This is a genomic window from Neorhizobium phenanthreniclasticum (assembly GCF_040066075.1).
In the GTDB taxonomy this organism is placed as follows: Bacteria; Pseudomonadota; Alphaproteobacteria; order Rhizobiales; family Rhizobiaceae; genus Neorhizobium; species Neorhizobium petrolearium.
In genome coordinates this window covers 19,990-34,060 of the sequence record NZ_JBEAAL010000045.1, presented here as the reverse complement: position 1 = coordinate 34,060, position 14,071 = coordinate 19,990, and the positions used below count along the sequence as shown (strand labels likewise).

Here is a 14,071-nt window from a genome sequence, read left to right as displayed (position 1 = left end):
CCGTCCGTCGGCCATATTGGCGGCGGGTGAAATCAGTCCAGCCCATTGCGGTCTCCATCGAATCCTAAGCAAATCCGAAGGAATCACAACTGGCTGATTTCACTCAACTCTTTTTCGGTCAGGCTCTAAGGTCATCCGAAAAGGGTCTCGCCATCCTGGCCGGCCTCCTGCACCGGCCTGAATGGTGAATCTGATTTGCTCACAAAAGGGAATCCCCATGCCGATTCCGCCTAAATTCATCCCGCTCTAAAAATCAGGCCGCCATCCATCCGCCATCGACGAGCAGATTGTGACCAGTGATGTAGGTGCACTCGTTGCTCGCCAGAAACAAAGCTGCATTGGCCACGTCGGTTGGCGTTCCCAAACGCGGCATCGGAGTGCGCTGGCGCGAATATTCGAGCATTTCAGGCAGGACGGCGCGGCCGCCTTTGCCGGTCAGTACCTTGCCCGGGGCAACCGCGTTGCAGATGATGTTCTGCGCAGCATAATCCGCGGCGATCTGCTTCGTCATATAGGCGATGCCGGCCTTGCTGACACCGTAGGCAAAATCGCTTGGAGCCGACACCATGCCATGCTGGGAGGCGATATTTACGATCCTGCCGCGCGCTTCGTCGACAATCTCCTGCTCGAGCATGATGCGAACAGCAGCGCGGCTGCACAGGAATGCGCCCTTCAAATTGACGTCCATGACCCGATCCCATTCGGCCTCTTCGGTCTCGGCAAGCGGTGTCGGGGCGTGAATGGCGGCATTGTTGACGAGCACGTCGATTCTGCCGAAGCAGGTTTGCGCCTCGGCGAAAACCCGCCCAACATCGGCGGAACTTGCGACATCGCCCCGCAGGAAAATGGCGTTCCCTCCGATCGCGTGCAGCGCCTCGATAACGGGTCTGCCGCCTTCGACGACATCCTTCGAAATATCGACCGCGACGATGTTGGCGCCTTCTTCCATGAAACGGATGGCGATGGCGCGACCAATTCCGGAAGACGCGCCCGTTATAATGACCGTTTTGTTTTGAAGACGCACGAGCTTTCCCCGTTCTTAAATTGCCTAGCCGTTCACCGAAGATAACCAGCGGACATAATCTTCGGCTGCTTCACGGCCGGAAAGCGTCGGGCGGAAGCCCGTATCCGCCACGAACCGTTCGATATCGAGAGGGGAGCGGTCCGCCGCCAGTCCAAACTTGAGGTTGGGCGTGTCGCCTTCACCGGCAATCTTCCAGCCGCGGTGACCAGGAAACGCCTGCAGCTCTTCGCACCAGTCTGCAACGCTGCTGATGACGCCGCCGCCGAGATTGTAGACGGTGTGGTTGAGTGCCTTCGCGCCGAGAATGGCGGCGATGCCGGCGCCGGCGTCGCGGCTGTAGAGCCAGTCCCCCTTCAGGGAACGCGGCAAGACGACATTTTCGCCCTGCTGCCAAAGGTCGACGACCTGGGCATGCGGGCTCAGGATCGGGCGCAGGCCGGTTTTATATTCCCAGGGGCCGTAGACCGGGCCAAGCCGGATAATCGCCAGATCGATTTCATAGAGCTTGGCCAGCCGTATGGCGGTCGCCTCGGCGGCAAGTTTGGAGATGCCGTAAAGGCTCGTCGGCGACGGGATGAATTCGCCTTCCCGATAGGCTCCCTTTTCGGGTGCAGTTTCGCCATAGACTGCAACGCTACTTGCGAGGATCAGGCGCGGGCGGGGCGACAGGCGTACGATCGATCGCATGAGGTTGGCCGTGCCCGCGACGTTGACGGCGATCACGGCGGCTGGATCGCCCATCTCCGCGTCGCGATCCGGGGTGACGGCAGCCAGATGAATGACGGCTTGCGTCTCGACGGAGGAAAACAACCGCTCGAGATCGGCTGGGACAGTAACGTCTCCCACCACGAAGGGAATGCTGCCGAATTGCGCCGAGAAGCGTGCGGGAACGGCACCGCGTCCGAACAGAACCACCTCAAGATTTGCCTGTTTCAAGGCCTCGGTGACCGCCAGGCCGACAAACCCCGTGCCGCCGGTGATGACAATCCTCATCTCTGGTTACTCCCGATAATGGCGCGCCTCTCCATCCTGGATACCCAATGGGAGAAGGGCCAGAGCATAACGAAGAAGATGACGGCTGCGGCGGTCAGCGGCGTCGGGTTGTAGGTCTGCTCCTGTGCGACGCGGGCCGACCGCAACAGTTCGGGAAGTGCCACCATCGAGGCGATCGAGGTCGTCTTGACGAGTTCAAGTGAATTGCTGGCCAGAGGCGCGAGCACCTTTTTCAGAACCTGAGGCAATATGATCAGCAACATTGTGTGACCCCGATGAAGACCGAGGGCGGCTGCGGCTTCATGCTGTCCCTTTGGAATCGAAAGCAGCCCGGCGCGAAATATCTCACCGAAATATCCCGTATTGTTGATGACGAGCGCCACGACGACAGCTGTGAAATTTCCAAGCTTGATCCCAAAAAAGGGGAGGCTGTAAAAAATGAGGATCAGCAAAACGATGACCGGGAAGGACCGCAGAAGATCGATCAGTATGATCGTGATACGCCGTACGAGCGAGCCGCCGAAGCTGTAGACGATAGCGACTGCGAGACCGGTCGCGATGGATAATGGCAGGGTGACGAGCGCCAGAAGGACGGTCAATTCAAGGCCCTGCAACAACAGAGGATAGATCTGCTGCAAGGATGCGAGGCTGGCGAAATTCTCGAGAAAAAGGTCCATAGCGGCGTCTCACTGTGACCTGGAAAAACGTTTTTCCAGGACCCGGCTTAACCAGACCAAGGGAATGAAGAACGCCAGATAAAAGCCGGCCGCGAGCGTCAGGGGCGAAGGATTGGCATGGATCGACATGGCGCTCTGCGCGCTACCCAACGCTTCGGGCAGCGAGATGGCAGCGCCGAGCGCTGTGCCTTTGGTTATGGCGATCGCCCTGTTGGTGATAAGCGGAATGGCAAGTCGGATGGCTTGTGGAAGGATCACCATTCGCATCGTTACGAGACGCGAGACGCCCAATGCGTGGGCCGCCTCCCACTGTCCCTTCGGTACCGCCATGATCGTTGCCCAGAAGATCTCGGCCGAAAAGGCCGCGAGCACGGCTGCGAGCGCGAGCGAGGTTGCAAAAAAGGGTGAGAACACGATGCCCATGTAAGGCAAGCCGAAGTAGATGAAGATGATGATGACCAACTGCGGCAGGGTCCGGAAAACCTCGACGTAGATTGTTACGAGCACACTGAGAACCCGATTACGGGTAGCGCGCAGCAAGGCAAAGAACAAACCCGTCGCCACGCCAATGACGATGACGCAGGCCGCGACTTGAACTGTTATGAGAAAGCCACGCAAGACGTCCGGAAAGGCTTGTGCCATGACCGTGAGGTTGAAGTAGTTCTCAAGGATCTGATCCATCTAATCCTCGCAATGAAGCCCAGCGCGGTATCTGCCGCGCCGGGCTTCCGGCAGGTCAATTGCAGGATAGATCGTGTGGCTTTTCATCGTGGCCTTTGAACCCGGGCGCGCCGTATCCCACGTAGACCGTGGTGAGAGACGTTCCTTCCGCCGGCTTTTCGCCGTACCACTTTTCGTAGAGCCGAGCCATCGTGCCGTCCGTCTTCAGGCATTCGATGGCCGCCTCGACCTTGTCGCGATAGGCCTCGTCGCCAATCCGAAAGGCATAGCCGAAGTTACGCCCGTTAAAGTCCTTGAAGCCAACTTCGATCGCCGGGTTCTTGCTGGCTGCGTAGACGGTCGTCGGAATTTCGTTCAGGGCGGTAAAGGCGCGGCGGGTGATGACGGCCTGGACGGAGTCGGGGAAGGTTTCGTAGCGCTGGACTTCGAAACCATATTTTTCGGCATTCTGGGTGGCCCAGGTATCAGAGATGGTACCGCGATTGACGGCGACCGTCTTACCCTTCAACCCTTCGAAGCCATCAAGCTTGGTGCCCTTGGCGACGATGAAGCCGTTGCCGGTCGCAAAGAAGGGCTCGGTGTAGAGCATTTTCTCCGACCGCTCCTGGGTGATGTTCAGCGGGTTGACGGTAAATTCGATGCGGTTGGCAAACAGCGCTGCAAACAGGCCCGAGAAGTTGATGTCCTGAATGTCGACGGAGGGCCGGCCTACCTTCTTCGAAATCGCCGTGATGAGATCGACGCCGAAACCTTCCGGGCCGTTGGTACCGCGCACCATCCATGGCGCGACGCCGAAATCCGAGCCTACGACAAGAGGCTTGTCCTGCGGATGGTCCTGGGCAAGGGCGGATGGGCCTGAAGACCCGAGGACCGTCAGGGCGGTTGCGAGCGCGATCGGTCTGATTGTTCTGCCTTTCATTGGATTCCCCTTTTTTCTATCTGGTGTTGATCATGATGACGGTTGATGATGCTGATGCCAGTGTCTGGCGATGTCGCCGCGGCGGCAGACCCAGACACCGTCGTGGCGAGAGACGTGATCGAGAAAGCGCTGGACTCCTGCCGCTCTCCCTGGATGGCCCGCGACGCGCAAATGCAGCCCGACCGACATCATTTTCGGCCTGTGCTTGCCCTCGGCGTAGAGAACATCGAATGCGTCGCGCAGGAACTGGAAGAATTGGTCCCCGGTCGCGACCGCACCGCGCATGAATTTCGCGTCGTTGTTGGTCAGGCTGTAAGGCACGACAAGATGATTGCGCTCGCCGACTTTCACCCAGTAGGGCAATTCCTCGTTGTAGGCGTCGCTGTCGTAGGAAAAGCCCCCGTGTTCGATCAGCAGACTGCGCGTGTTGAGGCTGGGGCCATATCGGCAATACCAGCCGTCGGGGGCCGTGTCGGTCAGGGCTTTTATGATATTCACGGTCTTGGCGATGCGGTTGCGTTCTTCCTCCAGCGACAGGCCGCGATGGTGCTCCCAGCGCCAACCGTGCGCGCAGACGTCGAACTGGCTGGTGCGCAAATAGTCGGCGATCTCGGGATTGCGCTGCAACGCTACAGCACATGCCATGGCCGTTGCCGGTAGGCCGCGCTCTTCCAGCATTCCCGCAAGACGCCAGAAACCAACGCGGCTTCCGTATTCGAACATCGATTCCGCGGCGAGGTCGCGACCTTCAAACGAACCCGAGCCACCTTCCGTGAGCGCCGCCTCGCTGCTTGGATCGCCATCCGGAACGGAAGGCTCCGATCCTTCTTCGACGTTGAGCACGATGTTCAAAGCCAAGCGGGCACCATTTGGCCATCTCGGATCGTAGCCCTTGGCTCCGTAGCCGACGAAATCCCGTGTCAAGTGACTTGCGGAAGCCATATTCAAGCCTCCCGGTCCAGCGCAATCGGAATCGGCAGTTCATAGAATTCATCATTGGCTGCCCTGTCGGTAACCCCCATGGTGACGAAAAACTCCGCGGGGGCCGTGAATGCGGAAAGTGGCGCATGCCAGACATTGCGCTTATACGTGACGCCCTGTCCTGGACCGGCTTCATACGCGCGCAAGCCTTCCAAATCCGGGCTGCCGTCCGCACTGCTGGGGCAGGTCACGACGAGGAAACGGGTATCGCGGAGCGGCACAAACGCCTGATCGGAATAGGGATGCCGCTCCATGAACTTTATCTGCGCGGGAAGATGCGTCGCCTCGACGACCTTGGAAACCCAAAAAGCACGACGGATGTCGGCACGGTCGTTGGTGAAGTCGATTGAGAGCGGGCTCCGGCGCTGATCGCCGCGATGCTCGATGACATCGCCGAATTTTGAAAAATCGGTCTGGTTGAGCTTTTTCACGATCCGGATCACGCGACACTCCATCTAGATCCCATTGGGATACCAACGGGACACGGGGCAAATGTAAGGACAAAAAATTCTTTTTGTAAAGGGGAAAACGCTCGGGAATATACCAGTGGGATCCCAGCGGATTGCTTGATGCGTTCCTATCGTCTAAGAGGGTCTTGGTGAGGAAGAATCTCAAGGATTGAATGTGAAGGACGATGCAATTCCCACATCCGGGCGGGATCAGACGAAACTATCCGAACAGGCCTATCAGTATCTGAGGAGCCTCATCCTGGCTCGTGAACTTGGCCCGGGGGATGTGTTCACCGAACGTAAGCTCGCCGAACAGATCAATGTTTCGCGCACCCCGTTAAGAGCCGCCATCAACCGCCTTGTCGGCGAAGGACTGGTATCACGCCTGTCGAGTGGCAGCATCGTCATCAGGCAGGTCGCGGTCGAAGAGCTGATGGAAATCCTCGTCATCCGCAGGCTGCTAGAAGGTGAGGCGGCCGCGCAGGCCGCTCATCGCAGCACGCCCGGAAGCGTTGACGTCATGTTGGAAAAGAGCCGTGCGGTCGCCGCAGACCCGGGCTTGGACTTCGATCCATTCTGGGAATATGACGACGAGTTCCACCTCTTCGTGGCCGACGCCAGCGGCAAACCGATGCTCGCTCAGTACATCCGCAATCTGCGCGACAAAGCAAGGATGGCGCATGTCGTGCGAATGGAGAAAAACTTCGAGCAACAGGCGCTCGAACATATAGCCGTATTGCAGGCGATCGCCGACAAGAAGCCCGACGAGGCGCGCGAGGCAATGTCCGGCCATATTGATCGCGTCCGCGAACGTTTCATGCGCTGGCTCTTCGCCGATTGATACACGGTAATCCCAGAAGCAAAAGCCCTGCCCCCAACTGATCCACGCGTTGGAATGGAGCCTTTCCACGGTTCAAACCCGAGCTGGCCCCCGGCTTCCTGCACCGGTTTACGGTATCTGCACCGCTCACCTGACTCGAGACGATTGACTTAATCAAAGCGTCGCTGTTACGATTGAACTGGGATACCAATGGGATTGCATCGGGATTTCCATACGAATGGAGCAGTGAGCGCCGAACGTCTGGCCGCCTGCGGCTTAACCGGCGTCGGGCTACAGTTCGAGACGATGCTGACAGATAAACGCAGTCACGTGCCCACCAACACAGCAACGCCGCGTGATCGGCTGGCAGTATAGAACGTCTCGCCGAAGAAGCTTCGGCCCTGTCTCTACCAGCGACAGGCCGATGCCGCGCGCGAAGGAAGAACGACAGCAGGCTTCGATGTGACCGAGAAATGAATGCTCGAGCGGGAAGGAGATACGATTGCTATATTTTTGCGGATTCATCTTTCGCCATCAGCAAACTGTTCTCTGGCCCGAACGAGCGAGTTGCGCGCGGCTATCTGCAGAAGGCCTCTGCAAATGACGGAGCAGAGCTATTCCCTAAAGCAGTTGGCGCTCGGCCAACGCCCAATCAGTATCGGCTTTTATCTCGTTCCTGAATTCCCACTGATGACCTTTGCCGCCGCGCTCGATTCCCTCAGACAGGGCAACCGCCTTGCGAAACGAAAAGTGTTTGAGTGGCTTATTTTGTCGGCCGATGGAAGACGCGTGAATTCAAGCAGCGGCCTTGGCTTCGATGCCGACGCAGCAATCAGTCTGTCTCCGCGCTGCGACGTCGTCATATTGTGCGCCGGCATCAACTATGCGGGTGCCTATGATGCCAACGTATTTGCATGGCTGCGGCGCATCTATTCTGAAGGGTGCGTCTTGGGAGCAGTCAGCACTGCGGTGTTTTTCCTGGCCAAGGCGGGATTGATGGAAGGGCGACGATGCGCGGTCCATTGGGAGTCGCTGGCGAGTTTTCGCAGCGAGTTCCCGAATTGCCTTGCGACTGACGACATCTTTGCGATCGACGGGCGCTTTCTAACGTCGTCGGGAGGTACCGTCACGCTCGACATGATGCTCTACCTGATCGCTGCGGTCGAAGGACGGGAACTCGCCGCGCTCATTTCGGACCAGTTCAACCATGCGCGCATAAGGCGTCAGGACGACGTTCAACGCATGTCGCCCGAAGATCGGTTTGGTATCCGAAATGCCAAGCTCGCCTTTGTTGTTCGTCGGATGGAAGCAACCCTCGGCGACCCCCTCGATATTTCCGATCTCTCCGATAGCGTTGCATTGTCTCTCCGGCAGCTTGAGCGCCTTTTTCACGCCAATCTCGGAAAAAGCCCGATGAGGTTTTACATCGAGCTGCGCATGGCGCGTGCACGGGAACTGCTGGTCCATACCCGACTGACGGTCGGCGAGATCGCACAGCTCTGCGGCTATGAGTCAGCCTCCCATTTCGGTCGGTTCTATCGGACGCGGTTTCATGAAAGTCCCGCCGCGACACGGAAAGCGGAAAGGCACGATGAGGCGAACCATCTTTGAACAATGTCGAACCACGCAGAAAAGATGTCGATTCAGAGCATGTTGCCAGCAATCGGCACGTCCTAACTTTTGGGATGACGGACGGCTGACGGACAAAAGTCCGCAGCGACTGCGCCGGTGGGAAACATCCACTGACCGGTCTTTAAAAAAACGACACGGAACAGCTAAGCGCGAACTCGGAGATGACCATCTTGGACAAGAATCAGCATTCCTATATCCCGACCCTCGTCGAACAAATGTCGGATGGCTCGATCGGCCGTCGCGAATTTCTGCGAAAGGCCACGCTGCTTGGCCTGTCTGCGGCAGCCGCCTATTCGCTTGCCGGCATTCCGACACCGTCGACCATAGCCAACGCGGCGGACAAGAAGAAAGGCGGCAATCTGCGGATCGGCATGCGTTGCATGGAGATCAGGGATCCGCATCTGGCCGACTTCGCGGAGAAGTCGAATGTCGTGCGCCAGGTCTGCGAATATCTGACCTTGACCGACCGCAACAACATCACCCATCCCTACCTGCTCGAAAAGTGGGATGTCAGCGATGACCTGAAAACCTGGACGCTGCATATCCGCAAGGATGTCAAATGGCGCAAGGGCGGTCGCCCGCTGACGGCTGACGATGTCGTCTGGAACCTGAAGCGAGTCAGCGACCCGAAAGTCGGTTCCTCCGTGCTCGGTCTCTTCACAGGCTATCTCGTTCAGGAATATGATGCGGGCGAGAAGGATGCGAAAGGCAATCCGAAAAAGTCGAGCAAACTGTGGGCCGACAACGCGATCGAAAAAGTCGATGATTATACGGTGCGCCTCAACTGCTATGCACCGCAGATCGCAGTGCCGGAACATCTTTATCACTATCCGATGTTCATTCTCGACCCCGCCGAGAAAGGCGCGTTCGGTCCCGACAGCAACGGCACCGGTCCTTTTGTGATGACAGAATACACAGTCGGCAAAGGCGCCAAATACAAGGCCCGCAGTGACTATTGGGGTGAGGGTCCCTATCTCGATACCTTCGAATATGTCGATCTCGGCGACAATCCCGGTGCCGGCATTGCGGCCATGGCGTCCAAGCAGGTCGATGGTTTGTCGGAAGCCGATGCCGTCCAGATCAACGCGATGAAGAACTTCCCGCATGTCTCGGTCTATAAGGTCGAAACGACCCAGACCGTCGTTGCTCGCATGCATCCGGAAGTGGAGCAGTTCAAGGACAAGCGTGTCCGCCAGGCGATGCGGCTTGCGGTCGACCGCGACAAGGTCATCCAGACTGCGCTTCTCGGCGCGGGCTCGCCGGCCGAAGACCATCACGTCGCGCCGTCGCATCCCGAATATGCCGCCCTGCCGAAATATCCCCGCGATATCGAAAAGGCAAAGAAACTGCTGGCGGACGCCGGCTATCCGAACGGCTTCACATTCGACATGGTCACGCGCCCGGATCCCATCTGGGAGCTCAACACCGCGCAGGTGCTAGCCCAGCAGTTCGCCGATATCGGCGTCAAGATCAACATCAAGTCGCTGCCGAGCGCCCAGTATTGGGAGGTCTGGACCACGGCGCCCTTCAGCCTGACCGCCTGGGGCCACCGGCCGCTGGCGATCATGACGTTGTCGCTTGCCTACAGGTCGAACGCCGCTTGGAACGAATCCAACTACAAGAACCCGGAATTCGACAAGCTGCTGACGCAGGCGGAGGGGATCCTCGATCCGAAGGAGCGCAGCAAGGTGATGGCGAAGATCGAGGCGATCATGCAGGATGACGGACCGATCGTTCAGCCCTTCTGGCGTGTTTTCTCGACGGTCATGGACAAAAAGGTCCAGGGTTTCGAGCTGCATCCCTCGCAATATATCTTCGCGCACCAATACGCGATCGCGGCGTAATCTCCCAGCCGGTGCCTGGCCGCCTTCGGGTGGTCGGGTGCCGGGCTTTGGATATGCGGGTTTCCTGTATGGCGAACTTCTTCCTCAAGCGCTTGGTGATGATGCTGGTGACGATGCTCTGTGCATCCTTCCTCGTCTTCGCCGTCTGCGAATTCACCCCCGGCAGCGTTGCGCGCAAGTCACTCGGTCCATTTGCAACACAACAGCAGGTGGACCTGCTGTCGGAAAAGCTGAAGGCCAACGATCCCTTGCCGGTACGCTACGGCCGTTGGCTCGGGGTGCTGGTCGGTGCAATTCCCGATCCGCTGCAGGATCCGGCCACAGGGCTGAACTTCACCGATCCCCGCGGCGCTCAATATTTCGGCAATTTCGGCTATTCGACATTAAACAAGCTGCCGGTCAACGACGTCATCTGGGACAGGCTCGGCAATACAGCGATCCTGGCGGGCCTCGCCTTTCTGCTGATCGTTCCGCTGTCGATCGTCTTCGGCATCCTGTCCGGCCTCAAGGAAGGCGGCGTCCTCGACCGCACGCTTTCGGTGATCTGCATCACCTTCACCTCTATACCCGAATTCGCCTCGGGCGTCTTCCTGGTCACACTGTTCGTGATCCTTTGGCCGATCCTTCCCGGGACCAGCCCGCTCAACTCCGATGGCGGTTGGGCGGTGGCCTATCAGTTCGTCCTGCCGGTTGCCGTGCTGGTCATCTACGATTTCGGCTATGTCGCTCGCATGATCCGCGTGTCGATGATCGGCGTGATGGAAAGGCCCTATATCAGAACGGCAATCCTGAAGGGCATGAGCACGCGCCGCATGGTGCTGTCCCATGCTCTGCGCAATGCGATGATCGCGCCGTTCACCGTGCTTCTTCTGCAGATTAACTTCCTGATCAGCGGGGTCGTCGTCACAGAACTGGTGTTCGCCTATCCGGGCTTCGGCCGCCTCATCCTGGAAGCGAGCCTGTTCGGAGACATAGCGACCCTTGAGGCCGCGACCTTGATCACGGTCGCCATCGCCGTCGTTACGCAATTGCTCGGCGACCTCGGCTACATGCTGCTCGATCCACGCATCCGGGTGAGGTAGGATCATGGCCGTCCAGGACAATCCCGCATTCGCCGTCAAGGCAGCCCCCAAGCGCTCAGCCCGTCCGAACTGGATGCGGATCTTTCATTCGCGCACCGCAGTCGTTGGCCTCTGCCTCGTGCTGTTCTGGGTGATCGCCGCATTGACCGCGCCGATCCTTCCGCTTCCGTCGCCAACCGATTCCGACGTGATGGCCATGGGTAATCCCTATCCTTCGGCCGCACACTGGATGGGGACCGACATCCTCGGACGCGACATGCTGTCCCGGTTGATCTTCGGCGCGCGCACGGTCCTGTCGGTCGCGCCGCTGTCGGTTGCGGTCGCGATGATGGTCGGGATCGCCATGGGCATGGTGGCCGGCTACTACGGCGGCTGGATCGATATCCTCATCAGCCGCTTCTCCGATATCATTCTGGCCTTCCCGGTCCTGGTGATCTACGTCATCCTCATCGCCAATATCGGCCCCTCGGTGATGAACATCGTCATCGCGACGACGATTGCCTCGGCCCCCGGCATCGGCCGCATCACCCGCGGCCTTGTGTTGGGTCTGAAAGAGCAGGAATATGTCGCGGCGGCGAAGCTGCGCGGCGAAAGCACGCTCTACATCATGCTTGTGGAGATCCTGCCCAATTGCCGCAGCCTGCTGATCGTCGATGCCTGCCTTCGCATCGGCTATACCATCATCACCATCGGCATTCTCGGCTTTCTCGGTCTCGGCCTGCCGCCGCCGAACCCGGACTGGGGCGGCATGGTCAAGGAGAGCGTTACCGTTCTCAACGTTTGGCCTCACATGTCCCTCATACCGTCCTTTGCCCTTGTCAGCCTGGTGCTTGGCTTCAACCTGCTCGCCGACGGCATGAGAGAGGCTTGGAAGCCATGAACGTCGCTGTGCCCCATTTGCAAGGAGCGCCCATGCCCGTCACGCCCCTGGTCATTGAAGAACCCGTGCTCGATGTCCGCAACGCCAGGATCGAGTTTCGCGGCAAGAGCGAAACGGTGGTGGCCATCCCCGACCTCTCCTTCCGGGTCATGCCGGGAGAAAGCTATGGACTGGTCGGCGAATCCGGCTGCGGCAAGAGCACCACCGCCATGGCCATTATGGGATATCTCGGCAATACCGGGGTGATTGCCGGCGGCAGCATCCGCTTCAACGGCAAGGAGTTGGTCGGCGCATCTTCTCGCGAACTGCGCTCCATCCGCGGCCGGCAGATCGCCATGGTCTATCAGGATCCGATGAGCGCGCTCAATCCGGTCAAGACGATTGGCGCACAGCTGGCCGAGGTGGCGATCCTGCATCTCGGCGCGTCGAAGGCGGAAGCCCTTGCGATGGCCGAAGCGATGCTGAACGATGTGCGCCTGCCGGACCCCGGCGACATGCTGAAACGGTACCCGCACCAGCTATCGGGCGGACAACAGCAGCGGGTGGTGATTGCCATGGCGCTTCTCGCCAAGCCGTCGCTGCTGCTTCTCGACGAACCCACCACCGGACTGGACGTCACGGTCGAAGCTGCCGTCATCGATCTAATTGGCGAGCTTCGTCGGCGTTATTCGACAAGTCTCCTGTTCATTTCGCACAATCTCGGCCTGATTGCCGAAAGCTGCGACCGGCTAGGCATCATGTATTCCGGAGAAATGGTCGAAGAGGGCACGACGAGCGAGGTTTTTCGCCGGCCGAAACATCCCTATACGCGCGGCCTGATCGATTGTATTCCAGATGTTGCGAGCGACAAGCGCAGCCGGGCGCTGGCGGCCATCCCCGGGCATATCCCGCTGCCGTCCGAGCGGCCGCAAGGCTGTCTGTTCTCGCCGCGCTGCGCGGGTTTCGTCGCCGGTCGCTGTGACGACCCTTCGCTTGAATTGCAGCCGGCAGCCGAGGACCATCTGGTCCGTTGCGCGCGCTGGCAGGAGATCGACGTGACGCGGGAGGCCGCCCCGCCGGTATCTTCGGCGCGAGCGGAGCAATCGGTCGCGATTTCGCTCGACGATGTCAGCCGCTTCTATTCGATCGGCCAGAACCGCACAGTCAAGGCCAATGAAGGCGTGTCATTTCAGGCAGCCAAGGCGGAAATAGTCGCTCTGGTCGGCGAATCCGGCTGCGGCAAGTCGACGCTTGCGCGCATCGTGACCGGTCTCGACAAGGCGACTTCGGGTCAGATCCGCATGGCCGGCGAGAACGTCGCCGCGCTGCAGGCCAGCGAGCGTCCGCGCTCCATGCTGCAGCAGATCCAGATGATCTTTCAAAATCCCGATAGCACCCTCAATCCGTCGCATTCTGCAGCCTTCTCCATCCGCCGGTCGATCAAGAAGTTCGGCATCCGCAAGACCAAGGCCGAGATCGACGCGCGGGTGCGCGAGCTTCTCGAAATGGTTCGCCTTTCTCCCGCAGTCGCCGATCGCAAGCCGAACCAGTTGTCCGGCGGACAGAAGCAGCGCATTGCGATTGCCCGAGCCTTCGCCGCCGACCCATCGCTGATCGTCGCCGACGAACCCGTTTCGGCCCTCGATGTTTCTGTCCAGGCCGCAGTGGTGACGCTTCTTCTCGACATCCAGCGGGAGAAGCACGCCACGATGCTATTTATCAGCCATGACCTCGCACTTGTGCGCCACGTCGCCGACAAGGTCGTGGTGATGTATCTCGGCAAGATCATGGAGCAGGGTACCGTCGAGGAAGTGTTCGGCGAAGGCGCCCATCCCTATTCGGAAGCGCTTTTGTCGGCCATCCGCAGCCCACGCCTCGACGAGGTTCCGCGCGAGCGCATCCGTCTTTCCGGAGAGACGCCGAGCGCCGTCAACGTGCCGGCCGGCTGTCGTTTCGCAACGCGGTGCCACCGCAAGATCGGTTCGATCTGCGACACAGTCGCCCCGCCGCTGCGGAAAATGTCAATGACGCACGACATTCTTTGCCATATCGACGCGAGCGAGCTTGCAGCCCGTCCGCCGGTGCTTCTGCCGGCAGGGAAAGCCTGACC

Annotated in this window: 13 protein-coding genes; 6 read left to right on the top strand and 7 right to left on the bottom strand. The window is 59.4% G+C overall.

Going from position 1 to position 14,071, the window contains the following annotated elements; genetic code table 11:
• Positions 1 to 253: 253 nt before the first annotated feature.
• Genes ABK249_RS31770 through ABK249_RS31740 form a run of 7 tightly spaced genes read right to left on the bottom strand, consistent with a single transcriptional unit; the run spans position 254 to position 5,718 of the window.
• On the bottom strand, positions 254 to 1,024 hold the full coding sequence (locus ABK249_RS31770) for an SDR family NAD(P)-dependent oxidoreductase (RefSeq protein WP_227705445.1): 771 nt from the start codon (positions 1,022 to 1,024) through the stop codon (positions 254 to 256).
• Between the two features lie 24 nt (positions 1,025 to 1,048).
• The gene (locus tag ABK249_RS31765) at positions 1,049 to 2,017 is read right to left on the bottom strand and encodes an NAD-dependent epimerase/dehydratase family protein (RefSeq protein ID WP_227705446.1); all 969 of its coding nucleotides are present in this window, start codon (positions 2,015 to 2,017) and stop codon (positions 1,049 to 1,051) included.
• Entirely contained in the window at positions 2,014 to 2,694 is a 681-nt protein-coding gene (locus tag ABK249_RS31760) for an amino acid ABC transporter permease (RefSeq protein WP_227705447.1), read from the bottom strand. The genes ABK249_RS31765 and ABK249_RS31760 overlap by 4 nt, the downstream gene beginning before the upstream one ends.
• Before the next feature lie 9 nt (positions 2,695 to 2,703).
• Complete coding sequence (locus tag ABK249_RS31755; RefSeq protein ID WP_227705448.1) at positions 2,704 to 3,375, bottom strand: amino acid ABC transporter permease; 672 nt, start codon at positions 3,373 to 3,375, stop codon at positions 2,704 to 2,706.
• A gap of 55 nt (positions 3,376 to 3,430) precedes the next feature.
• Positions 3,431 to 4,294 (bottom strand): substrate-binding periplasmic protein, encoded by an 864-nt coding sequence (locus ABK249_RS31750; RefSeq protein ID WP_227705449.1) that lies wholly within the window; start codon positions 4,292 to 4,294, stop codon positions 3,431 to 3,433.
• A gap of 30 nt (positions 4,295 to 4,324) precedes the next feature.
• Positions 4,325 to 5,236 (bottom strand): polysaccharide deacetylase family protein, encoded by a 912-nt coding sequence (locus tag ABK249_RS31745; RefSeq protein WP_227705450.1) that lies wholly within the window; start codon positions 5,234 to 5,236, stop codon positions 4,325 to 4,327.
• A gap of 2 nt (positions 5,237 to 5,238) precedes the next feature.
• Complete coding sequence (locus ABK249_RS31740) at positions 5,239 to 5,718, bottom strand: ureidoglycolate lyase (RefSeq protein ID WP_227705451.1); 480 nt, start codon at positions 5,716 to 5,718, stop codon at positions 5,239 to 5,241.
• A 181-nt stretch (positions 5,719 to 5,899) separates the two neighbouring features.
• On the opposite strand from ABK249_RS31740, the gene ABK249_RS31735 reads away from it, so the two are divergent.
• The 6 genes from ABK249_RS31735 (at position 5,900) to ABK249_RS31710 (ending at position 14,069) form a co-directional block, all read left to right on the top strand.
• Entirely contained in the window at positions 5,900 to 6,565 is a 666-nt protein-coding gene (locus ABK249_RS31735; protein ID WP_227705452.1) for a GntR family transcriptional regulator, read from the top strand.
• Between the two features lie 579 nt (positions 6,566 to 7,144).
• Positions 7,145 to 8,155: a GlxA family transcriptional regulator gene (locus tag ABK249_RS31730; RefSeq protein WP_227705453.1), complete on the top strand. Its 1,011-nt coding sequence runs from the start codon at positions 7,145 to 7,147 to the stop codon at positions 8,153 to 8,155.
• A 182-nt stretch (positions 8,156 to 8,337) separates the two neighbouring features.
• Positions 8,338 to 10,020, top strand: coding sequence for an ABC transporter substrate-binding protein (locus ABK249_RS31725; protein WP_227705454.1), 1,683 nt, complete (start codon positions 8,338 to 8,340; stop codon positions 10,018 to 10,020).
• Between the two features lie 68 nt (positions 10,021 to 10,088).
• Positions 10,089 to 11,102 (top strand): ABC transporter permease, encoded by a 1,014-nt coding sequence (locus tag ABK249_RS31720; protein ID WP_348864801.1) that lies wholly within the window; start codon positions 10,089 to 10,091, stop codon positions 11,100 to 11,102.
• 4 nt (positions 11,103 to 11,106) lie between these two features.
• On the top strand, positions 11,107 to 11,982 hold the full coding sequence (locus tag ABK249_RS31715; protein ID WP_227705456.1) for an ABC transporter permease: 876 nt from the start codon (positions 11,107 to 11,109) through the stop codon (positions 11,980 to 11,982).
• A gap of 32 nt (positions 11,983 to 12,014) precedes the next feature.
• A complete protein-coding gene (locus tag ABK249_RS31710) occupies positions 12,015 to 14,069 on the top strand; it encodes a dipeptide ABC transporter ATP-binding protein (RefSeq protein ID WP_227705457.1) in 2,055 nt (684 codons plus the stop codon).
• Positions 14,070 to 14,071: the final 2 nt, after the last annotated feature.